20 protein-coding genes and 1 tRNA gene are annotated in these 22549 nt (G+C 43.9%); 10 read left to right on the top strand and 11 right to left on the bottom strand.

Annotation, left to right across the window (positions count from 1 at the left end):
- Positions 1–53 precede the first annotated feature (53 nt).
- A complete protein-coding gene (gene sufB, locus AAC033_RS09095; protein WP_339737263.1) occupies positions 54–1499 on the bottom strand; it encodes a Fe-S cluster assembly protein SufB in 1446 nt (481 codons plus the stop codon).
- 146 nt (positions 1500–1645) lie between these two features.
- On the opposite strand from sufB, the gene thiL reads away from it, so the two are divergent.
- Positions 1646–2683: a thiamine-phosphate kinase gene (thiL, locus tag AAC033_RS09100; protein ID WP_339737265.1), complete on the top strand. Its 1038-nt coding sequence runs from the start codon at positions 1646–1648 to the stop codon at positions 2681–2683.
- A 4-nt stretch (positions 2684–2687) separates the two neighbouring features.
- Here thiL and AAC033_RS09105 read toward each other — a convergent pair whose 3' ends face one another.
- From AAC033_RS09105 to AAC033_RS09130, 6 genes are all read right to left on the bottom strand, one after another.
- Positions 2688–4610 carry an OmpA family protein gene (locus AAC033_RS09105; RefSeq protein WP_339737267.1) on the bottom strand — a complete coding sequence of 641 codons (1923 nt, stop codon included), beginning with the start codon at positions 4608–4610 and terminating at the stop codon, positions 2688–2690.
- Between the two features lie 107 nt (positions 4611–4717).
- Positions 4718–5653, bottom strand: coding sequence for a type IX secretion system membrane protein PorP/SprF (locus AAC033_RS09110; RefSeq protein WP_339737269.1), 936 nt, complete (start codon positions 5651–5653; stop codon positions 4718–4720).
- A 534-nt stretch (positions 5654–6187) separates the two neighbouring features.
- Positions 6188–6259, bottom strand: a tRNA-Gly gene (locus tag AAC033_RS09115).
- Between the two features lie 89 nt (positions 6260–6348).
- Positions 6349–7305, bottom strand: coding sequence for a tRNA epoxyqueuosine(34) reductase QueG (queG, locus tag AAC033_RS09120; protein WP_339737271.1), 957 nt, complete (start codon positions 7303–7305; stop codon positions 6349–6351).
- Positions 7306–7377: 72 nt separating this feature from the next.
- Positions 7378–7683: an iron-sulfur cluster assembly protein gene (locus AAC033_RS09125; protein ID WP_339737273.1), complete on the bottom strand. Its 306-nt coding sequence runs from the start codon at positions 7681–7683 to the stop codon at positions 7378–7380.
- 12 nt (positions 7684–7695) lie between these two features.
- Complete coding sequence (locus AAC033_RS09130; protein ID WP_339737275.1) at positions 7696–8118, bottom strand: SufE family protein; 423 nt, start codon at positions 8116–8118, stop codon at positions 7696–7698.
- A 211-nt stretch (positions 8119–8329) separates the two neighbouring features.
- On the opposite strand from AAC033_RS09130, the gene rbr reads away from it, so the two are divergent.
- The 4 genes from rbr (at position 8330) to trxA (ending at position 10306) form a co-directional block, all read left to right on the top strand.
- Complete coding sequence (rbr, locus tag AAC033_RS09135; protein WP_339737277.1) at positions 8330–8905, top strand: rubrerythrin; 576 nt, start codon at positions 8330–8332, stop codon at positions 8903–8905.
- Between the two features lie 144 nt (positions 8906–9049).
- Positions 9050–9703, top strand: coding sequence for a Crp/Fnr family transcriptional regulator (locus tag AAC033_RS09140; RefSeq protein WP_339737279.1), 654 nt, complete (start codon positions 9050–9052; stop codon positions 9701–9703).
- A gap of 92 nt (positions 9704–9795) precedes the next feature.
- Positions 9796–10014, top strand: coding sequence for a DUF6132 family protein (locus AAC033_RS09145; protein WP_339737281.1), 219 nt, complete (start codon positions 9796–9798; stop codon positions 10012–10014).
- On the top strand, positions 10001–10306 hold the full coding sequence (gene trxA, locus AAC033_RS09150) for a thioredoxin (protein WP_339737283.1): 306 nt from the start codon (positions 10001–10003) through the stop codon (positions 10304–10306). Before AAC033_RS09145 ends, trxA begins: the two co-directional genes overlap by 14 nt.
- Before the next feature lie 280 nt (positions 10307–10586).
- Here the strand turns inward: trxA and infB are convergent, their stop codons facing one another.
- The 3 genes from infB to rimP form a co-directional block, all read right to left on the bottom strand.
- The gene (infB, locus tag AAC033_RS09155; protein WP_339737286.1) at positions 10587–13577 is read right to left on the bottom strand and encodes a translation initiation factor IF-2; all 2991 of its coding nucleotides are present in this window, start codon (positions 13575–13577) and stop codon (positions 10587–10589) included.
- Between the two features lie 106 nt (positions 13578–13683).
- Positions 13684–14919, bottom strand: a complete 1236-nt coding sequence (nusA, locus tag AAC033_RS09160) for a transcription termination factor NusA (RefSeq protein WP_339737288.1) — start codon at positions 14917–14919, stop codon at positions 13684–13686.
- A 12-nt stretch (positions 14920–14931) separates the two neighbouring features.
- Positions 14932–15393, bottom strand: a complete 462-nt coding sequence (gene rimP / locus AAC033_RS09165; protein ID WP_339737290.1) for a ribosome assembly cofactor RimP — start codon at positions 15391–15393, stop codon at positions 14932–14934.
- A gap of 226 nt (positions 15394–15619) precedes the next feature.
- Here rimP and AAC033_RS09170 point away from each other — a divergent pair, with 226 nt between their 5' ends.
- From AAC033_RS09170 to AAC033_RS09190, 5 genes are all read left to right on the top strand, one after another.
- Positions 15620–16870, top strand: a complete 1251-nt coding sequence (locus AAC033_RS09170; RefSeq protein ID WP_339737292.1) for an HD domain-containing protein — start codon at positions 15620–15622, stop codon at positions 16868–16870.
- Between the two features lie 37 nt (positions 16871–16907).
- Positions 16908–17954 carry a UDP-3-O-(3-hydroxymyristoyl)glucosamine N-acyltransferase gene (gene lpxD, locus AAC033_RS09175; RefSeq protein ID WP_339737294.1) on the top strand — a complete coding sequence of 349 codons (1047 nt, stop codon included), beginning with the start codon at positions 16908–16910 and terminating at the stop codon, positions 17952–17954.
- Between the two features lie 21 nt (positions 17955–17975).
- Positions 17976–19364 (top strand): bifunctional UDP-3-O-[3-hydroxymyristoyl] N-acetylglucosamine deacetylase/3-hydroxyacyl-ACP dehydratase, encoded by a 1389-nt coding sequence (locus AAC033_RS09180; protein WP_339737296.1) that lies wholly within the window; start codon positions 17976–17978, stop codon positions 19362–19364.
- A gap of 29 nt (positions 19365–19393) precedes the next feature.
- Positions 19394–20176 (top strand): acyl-ACP--UDP-N-acetylglucosamine O-acyltransferase, encoded by a 783-nt coding sequence (lpxA, locus tag AAC033_RS09185; RefSeq protein WP_339737298.1) that lies wholly within the window; start codon positions 19394–19396, stop codon positions 20174–20176.
- Between the two features lie 110 nt (positions 20177–20286).
- Complete coding sequence (locus AAC033_RS09190; RefSeq protein WP_339737300.1) at positions 20287–20781, top strand: hypothetical protein; 495 nt, start codon at positions 20287–20289, stop codon at positions 20779–20781.
- Positions 20782–20919: 138 nt separating this feature from the next.
- On the opposite strand, the gene AAC033_RS09195 is transcribed toward AAC033_RS09190, so the two are convergent.
- Positions 20920–22371: a hypothetical protein gene (locus AAC033_RS09195; RefSeq protein WP_339737302.1), complete on the bottom strand. Its 1452-nt coding sequence runs from the start codon at positions 22369–22371 to the stop codon at positions 20920–20922.
- Positions 22372–22549: the final 178 nt, after the last annotated feature.

Genomic DNA, 22549 nt, shown 5'->3' on the forward strand with positions numbered 1-22549 from the left:
GAGTTTTAGGCTCCGGACCGGAACCAACTCAAACGTTTGTATTTATTTTCAATTTATCCAACACTTCCTTCCAGACTAATCGCCAGCAACTTTTGAGCTTCAACGGCAAACTCCATTGGCAGTTTGTTCAACACCTCTTTGGCATAACCATTTACGATCATTCCAATGGCATCTTCGGTTGAAATTCCACGTTGGTTGCAATAGAAAATCTGGTCTTCGCCAATCTTTGAAGTGGTTGCCTCGTGCTCTACAATCGACGATTTGTTTCCTACTTCAATGTATGGAAAAGTGTGTGCGCCACAAGTTGAGCCTAGCAGCAGGGAGTCACACTGCGAAAAGTTCCGAGAATTGACTGCCCCTGGCAATACTTTTACCAAACCACGATAGGAATTGTCGCTTACCCCAGCCGAAATCCCTTTTGAGATAATCGTGCTTTTTGTGTTTTTTCCAATGTGGATCATCTTGGTTCCGGTGTCGGCTTGCTGGTGATTGTTGGTTACCGCTACCGAGTTAAACTCGCCAACTGAACGATCTCCCATCAAAATAACACTTGGGTACTTCCAGGTGATGGCTGAACCAGTTTCCACCTGTGTCCAGCTAATCTTTGACGATTCGCCACGACAAATGCCCCGCTTAGTAACAAAATTGTAAACCCCGCCTTTTCCCTCTTTATTTCCGGGGTACCAGTTTTGAACGGTCGAATACTTCACTTCGGCCCTGTCCATCGCTATAATCTCGACTACGGCAGCATGAAGCTGGTTCTCGTCGCGCATAGGTGCAGTACAGCCCTCCAGATAGCTCACGTAGCTGTCGTCTTCAGCCACAATAAGCGTTCGCTCAAACTGTCCGGTTCCGGAAGCATTAATCCGAAAATAGGTACTGAGCTCCATCGGACAACGCACCCCTTTGGGGATGTAGCAAAACGAACCATCAGAAAATACCGCTGAATTCAACGCTGCAAAGAAATTGTCGGACGTCGGAACAGACATCCCCAGGTATTTTTTTATCAAATCTGGGTGTTCTTTGACTGCCTCGCTGAACGAGCAAAAAATGACTCCTTTTTCAGCCAAGGTTTCCTTAAAGGTTGTTTTCACCGAAACACTGTCGATCACCGCATCAACGGCAACGCCTGCAAGCACTTTCTGTTCTTCCAGAGGAATTCCGAGTTTATTGAAAGTCTCAATTAAATCAGGATCTACTTCATCCAAACTTTCGTACTGCGGCTTCTTTTTGGGTGCCGAATAGTATATGATCTCCTGGAAATCAATAGGTGGGATTTTAAGGTAGGCCCAATTCGGCACTGGCATTTTCAGCCATTTACGATAGGCATCCAACCTAAACTGCAGCATGAATTCCGGTTCATTCTTCTTCGCTGAAATCACTCGAATCACATCTTCATTTAATCCCTTGGGAATCGAATCCGATTCAAAATCGGAGACAAACCCAAATTTATATTCTTGTGAGGTAACCTCTTGCAATATCTTATCTTGTTCTTCCATATCCCTCTTTTTATACGTTTCTCTTTCCGTTTGTAACAACAAACTTTAAAATAGACTGTTTAAAAATAATTGCAAAGATAAGGAAGTAAAGCTATTTTTGCACCTGAAAACGATTAATCCACACCTGTAGGTCTGATATTTAAAAAATGGATAATACTAAAAATCAAACAGCACTTGCGACATTAGGCGAATTTGGGCTTATTGACCGGCTCACGCAGACCATTCAAATTCAACACAAAAGCACCGTAAAAGGTGTCGGCGATGATGCTGCTGTGCTTAGTTTTGAAGGAAAACAAATTGTTGTTACCACCGATTTACTTACCGAAGGAATTCACTTTAACCTGATGTATGTTCCTTTACGACACTTGGGATACAAAGCCGTTATTGTCAACCTATCCGATGTGTTTGCGATGAATGCCCAGCCCCGGCAAATTACGGTGTCGCTGGCTATTTCAAATAAGTTTTCGGTAGAAGCTATTGATGAGTTGTATTCCGGAATTCACCTGGCTTGCGAGAAATATGGTGTGGACTTGGTTGGCGGCGATACCACCAGCTCACTGACCGGCCTTACCATTAGTGTGACAGCCATTGGTGAAGCGAACAAGGAAGACCTGGTTTATCGCAGTGGTGCCCAACTAAACGATTTGATTTGTGTTACAGGCGATTTGGGCGGCGCCTACATGGGGCTTCAGCTGTTGGAGCGGGAGAACGAAGTGTTCAAGGTGAATCCGAAAGAACAACCAAAGCTGGAGGGTTACGATTATATTTTGGAGCGCCAACTTAAACCCGAGGCACGGGGCGACGTGATCAGTGCTTTGAAAAAACTGGGCGTAAAGCCGACGGCGATGATTGATATTTCAGACGGCTTATCTTCTGAAATCATGCATATCTGTCGCTCGTCGAAAGTTGGCTGTAGTATTTACGAGGAAAAAGTTCCCATGGACTATCAAACCCGTAAGTTTGCCGATGAACTGAGCATCAATCCGCTTGTTGCGGCGCTGAATGGCGGCGAAGATTATGAACTTCTCTTTACCGTCCCGCTGGCTGATCATGACAAGATCAAGCTGGATCCGGACATTACAATCATCGGACACATTACAGAAGAAGGCACAGGAACCAACATGATTACCGGAGCAGGAACCGCTATCGCTCTTCAAGCCCAAGGGTGGAATCCACTTGGATAACTACTTAGAAGTAGAAAGTATTTCGAATGGCTCGCTTTCCCCGGTACTCGCCTTTTTTAACTACTTTTACAATGTTTCGGTTGTTGGCCTGGTGTTCTGCTTCGGAGCAATCCACACCATCATCGCACTTATTTAGCAGACGGGTTTCACCATAACCTTCATACCCCACACGCAGTGGATCAATGCCTTTCCAACGGATATAATCGAAAATAGCTTTTGCCCGTCGTTTCGACAGCAAAAGGTTTTCTTCCTCATCACCCCTTGAATCGGTGTGCGTTTCAATGCGTATTTCCATGTCGGGAAACTCGATCAGGTATTGAATGAGTTCATTGATGGTATGGGCAACATCTGAATTGACGACCCAGTCACCCACGTAAAAATCAATATCTCTAATTTCATGCACCTGAAGTGGTTCGCCATCTTCCTCTTCCATGTATAACGGCTCGGGCGATCCGTCGTCAATCTCTTCTTCCATTTCAAGCGAAAGTTGGACAAAGGTTTCATCGCCAGCCCTCAGTTTTTTGGTAGGAACCAAAGTGTGGTTAGCCTGATAAAACTCCTTCAGTCCATGAACGATGTAGTTTCGTCCTTTATGAACTTCGAACTCAAATTCTCCGGTGCGTTTGGTCTGTTGGGTGGCAAGTGTGTCAGCAAATTCATTGACAAGACTGATTGTTGCACCAGCCAATGGTTTTCCGGTGATAAAATCTTTAGCCACACCACGAATAAACACTGGAACGTGGGTGAGGCGAACAAAATAAATGTCGTCGTTTCCGCGTCCTTTATTGCGATTGGAGGAAAAATATCCCGCCGTCCCGGCTTCATCAAGCACAAAGCTAAAGTCATCTTTCGGGCTATTCAAAGGATATCCCATGTTGTGCACCTGGTTGAAAACGCCATTCTCAGGAATCGCAGAGTAAATATCCAATCCGCCTAGTCCGGGATGACCGTTGGACGAGAAATAAAGCGTTCCATCGTAGCTGATAAACGGGAATAATTCGTTTTCGGCGGTATTGACTTTGGGACCCAGGTTGACCGGATTGCTCCAAAATCCTTGATTGAAAACTGCGTAATAAATGTCGGTCCCGCCATAGCCACCTGGCATATCCGATGCAAAGTACATGACCTGTCCGGTAGTGTCAATGGATGGATGGCCGGTGGAGTAGTCGTCGCTGTTGTAAGAAAATTCGCCCCGGTATTCCCAGTCATCCTCCTCTTTTCCTCCAAACAGAATTTTGAGGTTGATCTCTCCTCCTTTTCCTTTGGTGGCGCTACCTCCCTTTCCAACATTGTTACGGGTAATGTACACCCGATCGCTTTTAGGGTCGAAAGACACGGGTCCGTCGTGGTAGCTGGTGGCCAACTTCGATGCAAATTCTTTGACATTGACAATGTCGCCATTGGGTGCCTGATCGCCAATAAACAGGTTAAAGTAGGGAAGCTCATTCCATTTATATTTCGGAGTAGGTGTTCCATTTATGAATTTGGTTGATGAAAACACGAGTTTCTCACCATAAAAAGCCACACCTAGCTCAGATCCACTGGTGTTTAGAGATACCGGTCGAATGCTGTATCGTTTTGGGTCGCGGTGCAGGAGTTGGATGTATTCCAGCAAGGAGTTCTGAGTATCCACCCGTCTGTCGTCCGGACGGAGTTCGGCATAGCTGGTTAGCCACTTTTCGGCTTCCGGGTATTTTCCATTGCTTTTCAATGCCTGAGAGTAATTGAACAGGTCTTCGGGCTGGGCATCGCCTTTTGAAACTAAAAGCTCCAGCCATTTCTCCGCTTCCTCAGTATTTCCAACGTGGTGGTTGGCATTGGCCAGCCTTCGAATCACATAGCTGTTAGACGAGTCTTTACTAAAGGCAAATTCGTATAAATCAATGGCTTCAACAAAGGCAAAGTTATCGTAACTTTTATCAGCCATACGAATCGTGACTTTTTGAGCGTCAGCCAGCAAGCATAGTAAAAAAGAAAAAAAGAAGATTAGAAAGATCTTAGGTGTTGCCTGTTTCATCAATCAGCCGTTTCAATTTAAAAATAGCGTGGCGACCGAACTTTGTCGCGACCGAAGTTAAAATCATAACTCACCAAAATTTCGTGCGTTCCATTGTTGTATGAGCCAAGGTCGGTGGCCGTAACGTCGTAAGCATAGCCAACTTTCAATTGATTAGAGATTTGCACTTGAAACATCGCGCCCACAGCATCGCCAACCCGGTACATAGCCCCCAGCCACAATCGCTCATAAAACAGGAACTGGGCGGTTAAGTCGACCGCCAGTGGCGAATTCTGGCTGTATTTTGTTAGAAAGTACGGCTTGAATTTAAGAATTCGGTTGATATCAAAAACATACCCGGCCATAAAAAACAGGTGAATGTTTTCTCTGCTGACGTATTCCGAAGAAAAATCGCTGCGGTTGATCTGGTTCTGGATGAGCTTGGGGATCGAAATTCCGGTCATGAACCGTTCTGAATTATAGTAAAGTCCAATACCAACATTGGGAAGGAAATTCCGGTTAATGTCGTTGGCAAAAACAGGATCATTAGAGTCAACAGTCTCTAATTTCGACAGGCCCGCTTCAAAGAAATTAACACCACCTTTCAGTCCAAACGACAAATATCGGCCGTGTACAATATCGATGCTGTACGAATAATCAATGTAAGCGCCAGTTTGTGAAATCGGACCAAGCTGGTCTTTCAACAGCGAAAAACCCAAGCCCATGTGGTGTTTGGTAATGGGAGCGTGCATAATAAACGATTGCGTTGCCGGCGCTCCATCAATGGAAACCCATTGGTTACGCGACATGACCATCATGCTTAGCACCTCGCCCGACCCGGCATAAGCCGGATTAACCGAAAGAATATTGTTCATGTATTGCGTGTACATGGGGTCTTGCTGTGCATTCGCTTTCTCCAACTGGAAAAGAAGAAACGCCAAGCCCAAGCACAGAAATGTAAAAAATTGCTTCATCTTATGGCCGTCATCTATCGTTTGTGTTTCAAACACACTCAAATACAGCGGTAAACATACCCATATGGCGAGGCAGTAAAAACAGGCAGTTAGCAAACCCATGCGAGGGAATAGCAAAAGGCTTGTTGTAATTATCCGTGTTTGGTGGCAGGCGACAAAATCGGGATCATTTGATATTTTCGTGGTAGGATTCAAAAAATAAGTTGGTTATGAATGAAATCCCAGTATTTGTTGTTCAGACGTTTTTGGTGGAACTGTAGAATTCTTGGTAGAACTCAAAATTTGGCGGTAGAGTTGAAAAATTCTCGCCAGGATTGAAATGTTTCTTTCAATCGGGTCCATTCGTGCCGCTTTTGGCTCGGGTCAGTAGTCCGAAACCGGTCGTCCCCGAAAGAACACAGCAATTTGGGTAATCATCCACAGCCAGGGAACAATGAGCGACTTTCCAATCCATGGCGGAACAAATGTATCGAAGAAGGGTGGAGCTATAAAAAACAGCAAGCAAGGTCGCCAATGAAATACTGATAATGAATGAGCGGGAAATGGGGATCGAACCCACGACCCTCAGCTTGGGAAGCTGATGCTCTACCACTGAGCTACTCCCGCTTATTTATTTTTTGATGCTCCAAATTTAGTTTATTTTCAAATTGAATGATCAGGTAGCAGACTTTTTTTCAACCCAATGGTTTTTATTTTCACGCGTCATATGTTCGATCTGTATTAGAAGCATCTTCAATAAACTCCAAATTGCGTTTTAGCCCCTCAAACTTGGTTCGCTTGACAGCCGACTTACGGAACAATTCATTAAACAAGGGCTTGTCCATTTCCATCCATTCGTTTCGGGTGAGTTCCAACAACTTGGGGTGCGGCTCAAAATCCGGCTCCTGGTGCGATTCCGATTTCAGATTCCAGGGGCACACGTCCTGGCAAATATCGCAGCCAAATACCCGATCCTCGAATTGATTCTTCAGGCGTTCATCCAAACTACCTTTTAACTCAATGGTTTGATATGAAATGCAACGCCGGGCGTCCACCACTTGCGGGGCAACAATGGCTTGAGTTGGACAGGCATCAATACAGCGAGTGCAGGTTCCGCAATGATCGCGCACGGTTTTACTGTCAGCGGGGAGCTCCAAATCAACAATTAACTCGCCAATAAAAAAGAAACTGCCGTGCTCCACCGAAATTAGGTTCGTATGTTTACCCACCCAACCGAGGCCGGCTTTGACCGCCCAGGCTTTGTCGAGCACCGGTGCCGAATCAACAAACGAACGGCCATTACAGGGAGCTACTTCATTCTGAATAAATGTCAGCAATTCATTCAGCTTGCCTTTCAACACAAAATGGTAGTCTTTGCCATAAGCGTATTTTGATAGTACTGGTGCCTGGGCATCCTGTTGTTTTTGTTTGGGATAATAATTCAGCAAGACAGAAATGACTGATTGAGCACCTTCAAAAATCAGACGCGGATCGAGCCGCATGTCCACATGGCGAGCCATGTAGCTCATTTCGCCATGCAGCCCTCGGTTTAACCAGCGTTCGAGACGGGGTTTTTCTTCGGCTAAAAAATCAGCCTTGGAAATTCCGCAGTCCAGAAAACCTAACTCAAAAGCCTTCTTCTTAATTTGTGCCGCTTGTTCTTGCTGTTCCATGTCTTCCCAATTTTTGCGGATATAAAAATACCCGGTTTTGGCCGGGTATTCAATCGATCTCGTTAATATCTTTTAAAAGAATCCCAGTTCCAGCCGGGCCTCTTCGCTCATCATCGACTTATCCCATGGTGGCTCAAAGGTAAGTTCCACATGGGCATCTTCTACTCCTTCAACTGTCAGCGCAGCCTGCCGGGTGTCTTCCACCAGCATGTCGGCCACCGGACACCCGGGAGCTGTTAGGGTCATAATTACATTGGCCTTGTTGTTTTCGTCCACATCGATGTTATAAATCAGGCCCAGATCGTATATGTTTACCGGAATCTCCGGGTCATAAACCTCTTTTAAGTTGTCTATAATTAAATCAATCCTCGCGTCCATAGCTTTTCCTCATTAACTTGAAATCCTTTTATAAGCAACAGCATATAACTTAATTTGTTTGATCATGGCAACCAATCCGTTAGAGCGGGTTGGCGACAAGTGTTGTTTCAATCCAATATCATCCACAAAGTGCAAATCGCTTTTCATAATTTCCTCGGGTGTACGGCCCGAAACAACTCGCAGCAGAAGTGCAACCAAGCCTTTGACAATCACGGCATCGCTCTCTCCTTCAAAGTAAATCTTCCCATCTTTAAATTCCGGAACCAACCAAACCCGCGATTGGCAACCTTTAATTAAATGCTGATCGCTTTTTTGTTTTGGATCCAAATCTTTTAAATCATTTCCTAATTCAATCAGGTAGCTGTATTTGTCCATCCAGTCTTCGTAGATTGAAAATTCAGCCACTATTTCTTGTTGTATATTTTCTATCGTCATGCATTTTAGCTTTAAAAGATGCAAAGGTCGTAATTTTTTTAGTAATCACACAATCGGGACAACAACGGAATGAAGACTTAAAAAAAACAAAAAGTTGCCGGCCTATTTTTGAATGATTCTAAATATGATCGGGCATTCGGCCAATCAGCGACAAATAATTATCTTCAACATTCCAAAAAACCAAAAAATTATAACTTTTAAATACATCAGAATGAATTCAATTATTGGAACACAAACTGAGAAGAATTTACTGAAAGCTTTTGCCGGCGAATCGCAAGCAAAGAACCGGTACGAGTTTTTTGCAAAGCAAGCCAAAAAAGAAGGTCTACACCAGATAGCTGCGATTTTTGAAGAGACAGCCATCAATGAGCAAGCACATGCCAAACGGTTTTTTCGCTTTTTGGAAGGTGGCGTGGTTGAAATTACAGCCAGCTACCCTGCTGGAGTGATCGGGACAACCATGGAAAACCTGAAAGCCGCCGCCGATGGCGAAAACGAAGAGTGGACAGAACTGTATCCTGAATTTGCGCGCATTGCCGAGGAAGAAGGGTTCAAGCAAATTGCCGTGGTTTTTAAAACCATTGCCAAAATTGAACAGCACCACGAAGAACGTTACCGCAAGTTATGCCAAAACCTGGAAGAAGGAAAAGTGTTTGAACGCGAAGACAAAGTGACCTGGAAGTGCCGCGTGTGTGGCTTGCTGCATGAATCGAAGCGTCCACCAAAAAAATGTCCTTCGTGCGAACATGAGCAGGAATACTTCGAAATAGAAGCAACCAATTATTAATGGTTCAAAACAGCTTTAAAAACCAATGAGTCCGAGGTTTAGATTGCCTCCAGCCGCTGTCAGTCAATTCAGGGTGAAGCCTGGGGCTGGTGTTTTGGCTTTTTTAAAGCTGTTTTTTCTTTTTCTTGCTACTTTTACAATCATATGCAAGAAGTTCGATCGATATTAAACCAACGTTTTCCTTTCTTCGAGAAAGAACTACTGGACGAAATTGAGCAACAAGGCTTGATTCAGGAAATAACTGCCGATGAGGAAATCCTACGTGAAGGCCAGTTTATCAAATCCTTTCCGCTAATTTTGGAAGGAAGCCTGCGGGTGATCCGAACCGACAAGGACGGTCGCGAACTCTTGCTCTATTTCCTGAACCCCGGTGAAGTGTGCAGTATGGCACTCACATGTTGTATGGGACAACAGCAAAGTAACATCAGCGCTATTGCCGAACAGGACAGCTTGATTGTTCGAATTCCAGTTGATTTGCTGGATGAATGGATGAGCCGCTTTCCTGAATGGAAATCGTACATGATGTACGCGTACCGTAAACGATTTGACGAACTGCTGGACACTATTGATGCCATTGCTTTCTTGCACCTGGATGAACGGCTTGAACGTTTTTTCCGTTCACGTTTTGAAGCCACCGGCGAAAAGCGTTTTAGCGGGAAACATCAGGATATTGCTTCCCAACTCAATACCTCGCGCGAAGTTATTTCGCGTTTGCTAAAAAAGATGGAGCAAAAAAATCTGGTCAAACTAAGCCGAAATGAAGTTGACTTCACCGCCTTAATGGATACCAACACCTGATTTTATCTTCAACAAATCAACTTCAAACTTGTGTGACTCAAGTCACTTGGCAGAGCTTAATTTTACTGTTTCTTTGCTAAAAATCTTGAATCATGAAAGAGTTTATTCTGAAACATAAATGGCGAATTGTTGGAACAGTCCTGGGAGCTTTCGCCGGTTTTTTATACTGGCATTACATTGGCTGTAACTCCGGTACTTGTCCCATTCAATCGAATTGGCACACCAGCTCGCTGTATGGCGGGCTGATGGGTTTTCTTGTTAGCGATTTGAAAAAGTCTAAAGAAAAAACAGAAGACGATGGAACAGTTTAACCAGATTATACAGGGAGCAACGCCCGTTTTAGTCGATTTTTCGGCCGAGTGGTGCGGCCCATGTAAGATGATGGCTCCCATCCTAAAACAATTGAAAGATCTATTGGGAGATCGAATACGAATCCTTAAAATTGACGTCGACCGAAATCAGGAATTGGCCATGAGATATCAGGTTCGGAATGTTCCCACCCTGGTAATTTTTCAGAACGGCCAGAAAAAGTGGACCGGCAGTGGTGTGATTCAGGCCGATCAGCTGGCGTCAGTGATTCAACAAACAACAAGTGCCGTATAAGCGGCGTATGTTAAACCAATTCATGCCCTGATAAATAAGGAAAAAGAAAGCCAACAAGCAAAAAAATTAGCGCGCAACCTGATATTAAGAAGGGAGCAGTAAAGAGGGGGCAGAGAGAAAGCGGAAATCCAAATGGGTTTCTGCTTTTTTAAAAATTTCATCGTTTGTTGTGAGACCTTGATGGCATCCGTTTTATGCCGCTGAATGATTGTCAAATACACATAAAAAAATCCGGATTGCAGTCCGGATTTTTTTATGTGTATTGTGTTACAAAGAATCTTTACAATGATTTAGCGACTTCAACCTCGTGGAAAGCTTCGATCATGTCTCCGGCTTGAATGTCGTTATAACCATCGATATTTAATCCGCATTCGTAGCCTTTCTGTACTTCTTTCACGTCGTCTTTAAAACGTTTCAACGACCCGAGTGTTCCGGTGTAAATCACAATTCCATCACGAATCAGTCGCACCTTATTGTTACGGTGAATTTTTCCATCACGTACAATACAACCGGCAATGGTTCCGACCTTGGTGATTTTGAACGCTTCCATAACTTCAGCTGTTCCAAGAATTTCTTCTTTGATTTCCGGAGAAAGCATTCCCTCCATAGCCGACTTGATTTCGTTGATGGCATCGTAAATAATCGAGTACAAGCGGATATCCACTTCTTCTTTTTCGGCCAGCTTGCGTGCATTTAGACTTGGTCGAACCTGGAAGCCAATCACAATCGCGTCGGACGCTGTAGCCAGCATCACATCGGACTCAGAAATGGCACCAACGGCTTTATGAATTACATTCACCTGGATTTCTTCGGTCGACAGCTTGATCAATGAGTCAGAAAGTGCCTCGATGGATCCGTCCACGTCACCTTTCACAATCAGGTTCAATTCCTGGAAGTTTCCAATGGCAATCCGGCGTCCAATTTCATCCAGTGTAATGTGTTTCTGCGTACGTAAACCTTGCTCACGCGCCAATTGCTCACGCTTGTTGGCAATCTGACGGGCTTCACGTTCGTTTTCAAAGACATTGAACTTATCGCCTGCCTGAGGAGCACCATCCAGTCCAAGGATGATCACCGGTTCAGATGGGCCTACAGATTCGATACGTTGGTTCCGTTCGTTAAACATAGCTTTGATGTGGCCATAATATTTTCCGGCCAGCATGATGTCACCTTGGTGCAGTGTTCCATTTTGAACCAATACGGTTGCCACATAGCCCCGTCCGCGGTCCAGTGACGATTCAACAATCGTTCCGGTTGCCCTGCGGTCTTTATTTCCTTTCAGCTCAAGCATCTCGGCTTCGAGCAGTACTTTCTCAAGCAGCTCATCGATATTAATGCCATTTTTTGCTGAAATATCCTGACTTTGGTATTTACCGCCCCATTCTTCAACAAGGAAGTTCAGGTTAGCCAGTCCTTCTTTTATTTTGTCGGGGTTTGCACCCGGCTTATCAATCTTGTTAATAGCGAACACAATCGGCACACCCGCGGCCTGCGCGTGGTTAATGGCCTCTTTGGTTTGCGGCATGATGTCATCGTCAGCCGCTACAATAATAATGGCGATATCGGTAACTTGTGCACCACGTGCGCGCATGGCGGTAAACGCTTCGTGACCCGGTGTATCCAGAAACGTGATCATCCGGCCATCGGGTAGGCTGACATGGTACGCACCGATGTGCTGGGTAATACCTCCGGCCTCACCGGCGATTACGTTGGCGCTCCGAATATGGTCAAGCAGCGATGTTTTCCCGTGGTCAACGTGCCCCATTACTGTAACAATTGGCGCTCTTGGATGTACTTCCTCCGGTTCGTCGTCATCTTCAACGCCGCCCAAAATATCGGCGCTGACAAATTCCACTTCGTAACCAAATTCTTCAGCAACAATCGACATGGTTTCGGCATCCAAGCGTTGGTTGATGGATACAAAAAGCCCCAAACTCATGCAGGACGAAATCACCTCAGTGACACTTGCATCCATCATAGTTGCCAATTCAGATACGGAAACAAACTCGGTTACCTTTAGAACGTTTTGTTCTGCACTTTCTCTATCATGAGCGGCCGATGCTTTATCGCTCGCAGCTTGGCGCTTATCACGGCGATATTTGGATCCTTTTGATTTTTGTTTTCCGGAAGTCAGGCGAGCCAGAGTATCTTTAATTTGCTTTTGTACATCTTCCTCACTAACCTCTTTCTTAATGATTTTTCGTTTTCCCTTGCCTCCCTGTTGTTGCAAGCGGCCACGTTGTCCTTGGGCCTGCGGCTGTCCTTGCCCAGGCTTGATCACACTGACACGGGAATCGGAATCTTTTTGTATGCGGCGACGTTTTTTCTTCGCGTTTTGCGCACTGCTATCAGTAGACGAAGTTTCCGGTCTCTTTTTCTTGATGTCAATTTTACCAACGACATTTGGCCCTGAAAGCTTTTCGACATTGGTTTTAATGTCTTTGCTCTGATCTCTACCCTGATCTTGGCTTGTTTGACGCTTTTGTTTTTCCCGTTCTTTGCGCTCGTCCTCTTTTTGTTTTTTTGTCTTTTTGGTCGGACGTGTTTTTTGGTTGATTGACGAAAGGTCAATGCGACCAACCACCTTTACTTCATCAACTTTAGGAATATTGGTCTGAACATCTTCGATTGATTCAACTTGTTTTTCTTCTTTTGCTGGGATTGCTTCTTCTGGGGCTGGCTTAGGTTCGGCAGGTTTGCTTACTTCGGCTTTAGGCGCTTCCTGTTGCTTTTCTTCTTGTTTTGGCTTGACGGGCTTTGTTTCTTCCGATTTCTGATCTCCTTTTTTAATAACAGTAGGTTTTCCTTCCCTTTTTTTGGGTTGAAAACTGTCGAGATCAATCTTTCCGACAACTTTTAGTTTGTCCCCTTCAGGCAATTTTTCTTTTTCTTCTTGAGGTTTCGGTTCCGGCTTGGCCTTCGGGATTTCCTTTTTGGGAGGATTCATATCCTTAATCCGAACCTCTTCCACTTCCTCTTCTTCCTCATCCTGATCCACATCTTCAGTAACCACATCAGCATTTTCAAGCGAAATAGATTCGTTTTTACTACGGTGACTCATCAGGTTGATTTTTTCTGACTCCTTTTTCAGCGAGATATCACTTTTATACTCTTTTTCGAGCATGTGATATGCATCTTCTGAAATCTTAGAGTTTGGATTTGCATCAATATCAAATCCTTTTTTATGCAGAAACTCAACAATCGTGTTGGTTCCCACATTAAATTCTCGTGCTACCTTACTAAGTCGCGTACTTTTTTTGCCAATTGCCATATACCCAATCTATTTTTTTATCTCTTTTTTATCTTTTGCGCAAAAACTATGCAATTTTATATCCAATTTATTTAAATCCCAATAGTTTAGTGTTATTTGTTTTTGATTACTCAAATTCAGAGCGCAAAATCTTTAATATGTGATCAATTGTCTCTTCTTCCAAATCGGTTCGTTTAATCAGATCAGCGCGGCTTAACCCCAAAACGTTTTTAGCGGTGTCACACCCAATTGATTTTAATTGATCCAAAATCCAGGCATCAATCTCATCGGCAAACTCCTCAAGATTAACATCTTCATCGTCGGTTGCCATTTCACGGTAAACGTCAATTTCGTAGCCGGTTAACTGGCTTGCCAAACGAATGTTTAGCCCGCCTTTTCCAATAGCCAGCGATACTTCGTCGGGTTTCAGGTAAACGTCGGCACGCTTGGTGTCTTCGTGTAACTTAATCGATGATATTTTTGCGGGGTTCAAAGCCCGCTGAATAAACAGTTGTACATTGGATGAAAAGTTGATTACATCAATGTTTTCATTCCGAAGTTCACGAACTATGCCGTGAATACGTGAGCCCTTCATTCCGACGCATGCGCCGACCGGATCAATACGTTCATCGTACGACTCAACGGCCACTTTGGCCCTTTCGCCTGGCACCCGAACAATCTTTTTAATAGTAATTAGTCCGTCAAATATTTCAGGAACCTCCAGCTCGAATAATCGCTCCAGAAACACCGGCGAGGTGCGCGATAGAATAATCAGCGGGTTGTTGTTGCGTAGTTCTACTTTGTAGACTACCGCTCTCAGACTATCTCCTTTGCGGAAATAATCTGAAGGTATTTGTTCCGTTTTTGGAAGAATCAGCTCATTGCCTTCGTCGTCCAACACAAGGATTTCCTTTTTCCAAACCTGGTAAACTTCGCCGGTTACAATGTCGCCAATCTTACTTTTGTATTTTCCAAAGATGTGGTCCTTTTCCAGCTCCAAAATACGGCTGGCCAGGTTCTGACGCAAATTCAGAATCGCCCGTCGACCAAAATCTTTCAATTTAACCTCGTCGGTAACCTCTTCCCCCACCTCGTAGTCTTCGTCAATTTTTTTTGCTTCTGAAAGCGTGATTTGTCTGTTGGGGTCTTCTATGTCAGCATCTTCCACCACTTCACGGTTGCGCCAAATTTCGAAGTCTCCTTTGTCGATGTTAATAATGATGTCGAAGTTTTCATCTGTTCCGTATGTTTTTTCCAACACATTACGGAAAACGTCTTCAAGAACGCTCATCATTGTGACCCGATCAATGTTCTTCAGGTCTTTAAATTCAGAAAATGTATCGATAAGATTAATCGTATCCATCTTGCGCTCGTTTTAGAATTTTATAATGTTTTTAACTGTTTTCGCTTCGTCAAACGCTATACGGTGGAGACGTGTTATAAGTTGCTTTTTTTTATGTCCCTCAACCTTCTCGCGTTTGGTTGTTTCCAATTCAAATCCTTCCTGGTCTGCCGTCTTCAAAAGTCCTTCCAGTTTTTCGCCGTTCGTAAGCACCACTTCCATTTCCTGTCCGATATTTTTTTCAAACTGGCGATACACTTTTAACGGCTGTCCCAGCCCGGCTGAAGAAACCTGCAATTCAAAATCGTCTTCTTCCCGGTCAAGACTTCCTTCAACAAGCCGGCTGATCTGAACACAGTGGTCAATGGTGATCCCATTCATGCTGTCAAGCGTAACCATGATTTGGCTGGCCGGAGTCACGTCCAAAGATACGATAAACTGGTCTTCACTAAGTTTATCTTCAATGAGTTGTGCGATTTTACTTTTATCAATCATAAATTCCGACTAATAAAACAGGGGACTTTGGGGTCCCCTGCAAACGGTCTTTCTTCCAATTGTCAGCGCAAAATTAGCAAAAGGAATTCAAATCTCAAAATATGGAACTTAACTGATCATCAATGAATAGGTGTTTGGAAAATAAGCAAGCGAACGCCTGTTGTCCTTTGGGGAATGAAATTTTTCTTATTTTTGCCGATAACACGTGAAAAAAGCAACTATCAGCTTGAAAACAAATAAGAAAAAGATCATCAACGATCCGGTTTTTGGATTCATCACCATCCAATCAGAATTCATATACGATTTGATTGAACACCCATTCCTCCAGCGTTTGCGTCGGATTAAGCAGCTCGGGCTTTCCAGCATCGTTTTTCCGGGAGTGAACCATACCCGGTTTGAGCATGCTATAGGTGCTGTACATCTGATGCGGCTGGCTATTTCGGGTCTGGTGATGAAAGGCGTTGAAATTACCGATGAGGAAGCAGAAGCAGTAACGGCGGCGATTCTGCTGCACGATATTGGTCACGGCCCTTTCTCTCATGCCCTGGAGCATTCGTTGGTCGAAGGAATTTCGCATGAAGTGATTTCCCTGCTGCTTATGGAGGAACTAAACCGACAATTTAATGGGCGGTTAGAAATGGCGATCCGGATTTTTAAGAATGAATACCCTAAAAAATTCCTGCATCAACTTGTTGCCAGTCAATTGGACGTGGATCGGCTGGACTATTTACGCCGCGACAGTTTTTTTTCCGGGGTTACCGAAGGAACAATCGGGTCGGATCGAATCATCAAAATGCTCAATGTCCGAAACGACGGCCTGGTGATTGAACATAAAGGGATCTACTCCATTGAAAAGTTTCTGATTTCGCGCCGTCTGATGTATTGGCAGGTTTATTTGCATAAAACTGTTTTGTCGGCCGAAAACATGTTGGTTAAAGTACTGCGACGCGCCAAGGAGCTGGTCATGCAAGGCCATGGTTTGTTTGCAACACCTGCTCTGCAAGTTTTTCTGGAACGAAAAATTACGAAAGAGTGTTTCACAAAGCCTGTTTATGCCAATCAGGAAAATATTCTCGAGCTGTTTGTTGAACTTGATGACAGTGATTTGATTTCGGCTATGAAGCAGTGGCAACATCATGAAGACAAAATTTTATCTTATTTGTCTGGCGCTGTAATTAATCGTAAACTTTTTAGAATCAAAATCCAGAATACCCCGTTTTCAGACAAGGAAATTACGGAGCTGAGAAACAAGATTATAGATCGGTGGACAATGGACAAAAATGAGTTGGATTATTTCCTGATTCATGACTCAATTACCAATTTCGCCTATGCTTCCGGGAGTGATAAAATTAACATTTTGATGAAAGACGGAAGCGTCAGAGAGATCAACGAAGCTTCAGACGTTAACCTTTCCAGCCTGTTGCAAACCGTCAGGAAATATTTTGTCTGTTATCCGAAAGAATTGGACATTAAGTAATTTAAACCTATTTTTGCAGCGCGCCAAGAAAAAATATATGGAATTTAAAGCACTAAACATCGCTGAGTTCCTTCACGGTACGATCGAAGGTGATGAGAATGTAAGCGTAAATAATGTATCGAAAATTGAAGATGGAAAACCAGGAACACTGGCATTTTTGTCCAATCCCAAATACGAGCGGTACATATACCAGACGGAAGCCTCAATTGTTTTGGTCAAAAATGAGTTTAAACCGGAACATAAGGTAAAAGCAACACTGATTCGGGTGGAAGATCCCTACCAGGCGTTCGCCGCGTTATTGGACTTGTATGAGCAGGCCAAACAACTAAAAAACGGAGTTGAACAACCGTCTTTTATTGATCCTTCAGCCAAGCTTGGCAATGATGTCTATTTCGGTGCTTTTGCCTACCTCGGACAAAACTCAAGTCTGGGAAACAAGGTCAAAATATATCCTCAAACCTTTATCGGTTCGGGCGTGACAATCGGAGACAATACGATTATTTATGCCGGAGCGAAAATATATGATGGATCCATTATTGGAAATAATTGTATCATTCATGCCGGTGCGGTGATTGGATCCGATGGATTTGGATTTGCCCCTACACCTGACGGATCGTACAAAAAGATTCCACAAGTTGGCAATGTCATCTTGGAAGATGATGTTGAAGTTGGAGCCAACACAACCATTGACTGCTCAACCATGGGCTCAACCATTATTCGTAAGGGCACAAAGTTGGATAACCTGATTCAAATTGCTCATAATTGTGAGGTTGGTGAAAATACAGTAATTGCTGCTTTAACCGGAATTGCCGGATCAACAAAAATTGGAAAAAATTGTATGCTTGGAGGCCATATCGGAGTTGCAGGACATTTAACAATAGGCGACAACGTAAAAGTAGGAGCCATGTCTGGGGTCTCAAATAATATCAAGTCGGGAAGAATCGTTCTTGGAACGCCTGTAACGGATCATGAACACGCTTTAAAATCGTACGTGGTATACAGACGTCTTCCCCAAATGAGGGATGAGTTGATTAATTTGCAAAAGGAAGTAGCGGAACTAAAATCGAAATTAAACAAAGAATAAGATTTAGAAATCGACTTGGTGATGACAATGAAACAAAAAACTTTAGCCCGCCAATTTTCTTTAAGCGGTAAAGGATTGCATACAGGAGTACAGGTAAACATGACCTTTAAGCCTGCTCCCACAAATCATGGATTTAAATTTCGACGGATTGATCTGGAAGGTAGCCCTATTCTAGAGGCCGATGCCAGCTTAGTTATTGATACTTCGCGCGGAACAGTTATTGGGAAAGGCAATGCCCGGCTCAGCACCATTGAGCACGCGTTGGCCGCCCTCACCGGAATGGATTTGGACAATGTCCTGATTGAAATCGACAACGAAGAGGTTCCTATTCTTGATGGAAGCGCCAAATTATTTGTCGAAGCTATTGAACAAGCTGGAGTAGTGGAACAGAATGCCGAACGGGATTACCTTGAAATCACCGAGAAAATTGTTTATCGAGATCCGGAATCGGGTTCAGAAATCATTGCCTTACCCGATAGCGATTACAATCTGAACGTGATGATTTCCTTCAACTCCAGCGTATTGAACAATCAATTTGCTGTTTTGGAAAGCCTCGATGATTTTAAAACCCAGGTCGCACCTTGCCGCACCTTTGTATTTGTCCGCGAACTGGAATTCCTTCTAAAAAACAACCTGGTGAAAGGTGGTGATTTGGATAATGCCATCGTCATTATGGATAAGGAAATCAGCCAGGAAGAACTTGATCGTTTAGCTGACCTGTTTAATCATGAACATATTGAGGTCAAAAAGGAGCAGGGTATTCTGAACAACCTGGATCTTCAATTTGAAAATGAATGCGCCCGCCATAAATTGCTTGACGTAATTGGTGATTTGAGCCTGGCAGGAAAACGGATTAAAGGACGAATCATCGCTACAAAACCCGGCCATAAGGCAAACACAGAGTTTGCTAAGTTGCTGAAAAAAGAAATCAGGAAATACGAAGTTTGCAAAGCCATCCCCCATTATGATCCGCTGAAGGAACCTCTGATGTGTGTGAATGAGATTAAAACCTTTCTACCTCATCGGTTTCCATTTTTGCTGGTCGACAAGATCATTGAAATTAAAGATAACTACATTGTCGGTGTTAAAAATGTGACGGTCAATGAACCATTCTTTCAAGGGCATTTTCCTGAAGAGCCGGTGATGCCGGGCGTTTTACTGATTGAAGCAATGGCGCAATGTGGCGGCTTGTATGTTTTGCACGATAAAAAAGAAAAATATTCGACTTATTTCATCCGTATTGATAATGTGAAGTTCCGTAAGAAAGTGATCCCGGGAGATACACTGCTGTTCCGGATTGAATTAACTTCTCCTATCAGACGAGGAATTGCCAACATGAAAGGACTTTGCTATGTTGGAGAGACTATTGTTGCCGAAGGCGATTTTATGGCACAGATTGTAAAGGCTTGAAGAAATTATTGAAAACAATTATTTAAAAGATGAAACAACCGTTAGCTTACGTGCATTCCGAATCACAGGTAGCAGACAATGTGGTTATTGAGCCATTTGTTACCATTGATAAGGATGTCATCATCGGGGAAGGTACCCGTATTGGTTCAAACGTAACCATTATGCCCGGAACCCGGATTGGTAAAAACTGCCGTATTTTCCCCGGAGCAGTTATTGGAGCAGTCCCACAAGATTTGAAATTCAAAGGCGAATACACTACCGTGGAGATTGGCGATAACACCACCATTCGCGAGTGCGTTACCATCAACCGTGGTACCGCAGCAAGAGGAAAAACAGTGGTTGGTAATAACTGCTTAATTATGGCGTATGTGCATGTTGCACATGATTGTCTTGTTGGAAACAATGTCATTTTGGTGAACAGCACACAGCTGGCTGGCGAGGTGATCATTGATGATTGGGCCATTATTGGCGGAATGTCGGCAATCCATCAGTTTTGTCATATCGGATCACATGTGATGATTTCCGGAGGCTCTTTGGTTCGTAAAGATGTGCCTCCATTCATCAAGGCCGGACGCGAACCGCTTTCCTACGTTGGAATCAACTCCATTGGCCTGAGAAGGCGGAGTTATAACAACGATAAGATTCGGGAAGTGCAGGAAATTTACCGCTACATCTATCAAAAAGGCTTGAATATTTCTCAGGCTGTTGAGATCATTGAAGCAGAAATGTCGGCAACTCCGGAACGCGATGAAATACTGATGTTCGTAAAAGATTCCAAGCGGGGCATTATTCGTGGCTATTTCCCGGATTAATCAAGCCGGATACAATATTAAAACACAAACCCGGATAAATCCGGGTTTTTTTTTCAACTTTTCTGGGGTAAGTCTTGTTGTTATCCCAATATTATCAATCGACAACTAAAATGAGACTTCGATTACTTGCCCTTTTTTTATTGCTTTTCAATTTTGCTGTTGCTCAGGATCATGATCATAGCCATGACCATAATCACAACCTTGATAGCCACCGCCATCACTTGGGCTTAGGATTGGGGGCGGCGAGCTTATTTGCCGAAAATGAAATAGCCCCGGTTGTTCACCTTCACTATTTATACCGTGTAGCTCCACTCAGTCCTGTTTCCATTGGATTGGGTTTTGAATCTATTTTGGACGATCATACCCACAATACCATTTCAGCACTGATTAATTATGAACTGATACCCCGGCTTTCAATTGTTGGTGGCCCCGGAATCACCTTTGCCAAAGAAGACGGAGAGTCGCATACTGCCATGTCGGGACATGCTGAAATGATCTACGAATTCACAGTTGGCGAATTTCACCTGGGACCAATGATCGGCTTTGGTTTCGACAAGGAAGAATCTCATGCTTCGCTGGGAGTCCATATCGGGTTTGGCTTTTAAATACACGGTCTCAGAAGCAGCTGTTGGCTGCTGATTCCAATATTGCTATATGGAAAATCAGCAAGCCTTTATATTTGCTTGCTGATTGATTTTGTTGGTTAATTGTAGGGCAACGTAAGTTGTGGTGCACCTGTCAAACTATCGACGCGATGGACTACCATTCGATGAACCTCTTGAACTACTTGTTCTGTTCGTAGCTTTTGAACTTCTGCTGCTTGACCCACCTGAACTGACCGCAGCTTTGCGCGGACTGGATGAACTTCTTGTGCTCACTGACCTTGGTGACGCTTTCGGGCTGGAAACCGACTTGGTAGAAACAGCTGTCGATGATCGTTTCGGAGAACTGGTATTTTGCCTGACCGATGACGATCTTGCCGTTCTGCTGGTGCTTATCGTCTTTGACTTCGGCGCCACCTCGTTTCGTTTACTCACCGACGAATTTGAACCTGCTCTATATGTCCTATTGCCCGAGGTTTCTACGCTGCGCGATACATTTGTTCTGTTTCCCGAAGAAGGGCTTGTAACCGATCTTTTGGGTTGAATTGTTGTTGACTTACGACTGTTTCCGCTTTGCCCGGAAATTACAGAGTTTGTTCTGGTTCGGGTCGATGGATTTGAAACCGACCTTCTCTCAGACCCGGAACTGCTTCGATTGGTTGATCTGCTTTTGAGCGTTGAAGCATTATTGGAGTCACTCCTCCTTCCGGAATAACTGGAGCGTGAGGCCGAATTCTCCCGGTTTGTACGTGTGTAAAGCGCTTCACCTTTTCTCCTCAGGTCAGGACGAGAGTAAGTTTTTCGATAATTTCCCTCTTTTATTCTCACAGTCACTCTCGGAGAGTAGGTCCGGATGCTGGTGTAATAATGGTCGTTGTATCGCTGGTAACGAGGATGATCCCAGTGACGGTAATGCGCATAGTAATGGTTGTGAAAATTGGAATGGTAACCATAGTAGGTATGCCAGTAAAACGGACGCCATGGATTCCAGTAGGACGGATAATAACCCCAATACCAAGAAGAGTGCCAGCCAATGTAACTCGGGCGATAGATGTATCGGATTACTGGCCATCCAGCAACCTGATAAGTAGTTACTGAAACCGCAATCGGCCTTCCATTATTGCCTGCATTCCCAATGTACCCGGGGTTTGGAGTTTCCATGCTATCTGCATAAATTGGTTCAACAATGTAGTTTCTGCCATAAAGTGCTTCATCGCCAATAAGTTGAATACGAACGGATTCATCACTGTAACGTTCAACAGTGAACACTGCAATGTCCTGTGTTTCGTCTCGGTTAAGTGCGGCACGCAAAACGATGGTGTGAACATTACCATCGGCATAGTCCATCACCATGATGTAATCAACCAAATTGTCGCCATTCAGGTCGAGGTTATTAATCCGTGAATTTTCATCATTCAGGCTTCTTTCAAAATCTTCAAGAGTTTCCGACTCCTGAAACAGTTTCATGGTGGCGTAGAGATTAAAGTTGTCTCCCGGCAGTCCCAGGTATTCATCCGGGTATGACTCTGTTCTTGCGGTGCTTCCAACTGCTGTGAGCAGTGCGAGGACGGATATGATGATTAATTTTTTCATGACTTTAAGTATTAAATGAATGGTCTCTGATTCCAAATTGACAAAAGCCGTACCAGTAATTCAAAGCATAGACATCTAATCCAGATTATTGCTTGTATTTCACAGTTAATGAAAAGCTTAGTCTTTATCATTGATACGGTTTTTTTTTGATCGCCATCCAAAAAACATCCCATTTGTA

The organism is uncultured Sunxiuqinia sp. (assembly GCF_963974515.1).
Taxonomy (GTDB): domain Bacteria; phylum Bacteroidota; class Bacteroidia; order Bacteroidales; family Prolixibacteraceae; genus Sunxiuqinia.

Excerpts from the sequence above, each read along its gene's own strand:
- sufB (WP_339737263.1), bottom strand. The coding sequence starts at position 1,499 with ATGGAAGAACAAGATAAGATATTGCAAGAGGTTACCTCACAAGAATAT.
- thiL (WP_339737265.1), top strand. The coding sequence starts at position 1,646 with ATGGATAATACTAAAAATCAAACAGCACTTGCGACATTAGGCGAATTT.
- AAC033_RS09105 (WP_339737267.1), bottom strand. The coding sequence starts at position 4,610 with ATGGCTGATAAAAGTTACGATAACTTTGCCTTTGTTGAAGCCATTGAT.
- AAC033_RS09110 (WP_339737269.1), bottom strand. The coding sequence starts at position 5,653 with ATGAAGCAATTTTTTACATTTCTGTGCTTGGGCTTGGCGTTTCTTCTT.
- queG (WP_339737271.1), bottom strand. The coding sequence starts at position 7,305 with ATGGAACAGCAAGAACAAGCGGCACAAATTAAGAAGAAGGCTTTTGAG.
- AAC033_RS09125 (WP_339737273.1), bottom strand. The coding sequence starts at position 7,683 with ATGGACGCGAGGATTGATTTAATTATAGACAACTTAAAAGAGGTTTAT.
- AAC033_RS09130 (WP_339737275.1), bottom strand. The coding sequence starts at position 8,118 with ATGACGATAGAAAATATACAACAAGAAATAGTGGCTGAATTTTCAATC.
- rbr (WP_339737277.1), top strand. The coding sequence starts at position 8,330 with ATGAATTCAATTATTGGAACACAAACTGAGAAGAATTTACTGAAAGCT.
- AAC033_RS09140 (WP_339737279.1), top strand. The coding sequence starts at position 9,050 with ATGCAAGAAGTTCGATCGATATTAAACCAACGTTTTCCTTTCTTCGAG.
- AAC033_RS09145 (WP_339737281.1), top strand. The coding sequence starts at position 9,796 with ATGAAAGAGTTTATTCTGAAACATAAATGGCGAATTGTTGGAACAGTC.
- trxA (WP_339737283.1), top strand. The coding sequence starts at position 10,001 with ATGGAACAGTTTAACCAGATTATACAGGGAGCAACGCCCGTTTTAGTC.
- infB (WP_339737286.1), bottom strand. The coding sequence starts at position 13,577 with ATGGCAATTGGCAAAAAAAGTACGCGACTTAGTAAGGTAGCACGAGAA.
- nusA (WP_339737288.1), bottom strand. The coding sequence starts at position 14,919 with ATGGATACGATTAATCTTATCGATACATTTTCTGAATTTAAAGACCTG.
- rimP (WP_339737290.1), bottom strand. The coding sequence starts at position 15,393 with ATGATTGATAAAAGTAAAATCGCACAACTCATTGAAGATAAACTTAGT.
- lpxD (WP_339737294.1), top strand. The coding sequence starts at position 16,908 with ATGGAATTTAAAGCACTAAACATCGCTGAGTTCCTTCACGGTACGATC.
- AAC033_RS09180 (WP_339737296.1), top strand. The coding sequence starts at position 17,976 with ATGACAATGAAACAAAAAACTTTAGCCCGCCAATTTTCTTTAAGCGGT.
- lpxA (WP_339737298.1), top strand. The coding sequence starts at position 19,394 with ATGAAACAACCGTTAGCTTACGTGCATTCCGAATCACAGGTAGCAGAC.
- AAC033_RS09190 (WP_339737300.1), top strand. The coding sequence starts at position 20,287 with ATGAGACTTCGATTACTTGCCCTTTTTTTATTGCTTTTCAATTTTGCT.
- AAC033_RS09195 (WP_339737302.1), bottom strand. The coding sequence starts at position 22,371 with ATGAAAAAATTAATCATCATATCCGTCCTCGCACTGCTCACAGCAGTT.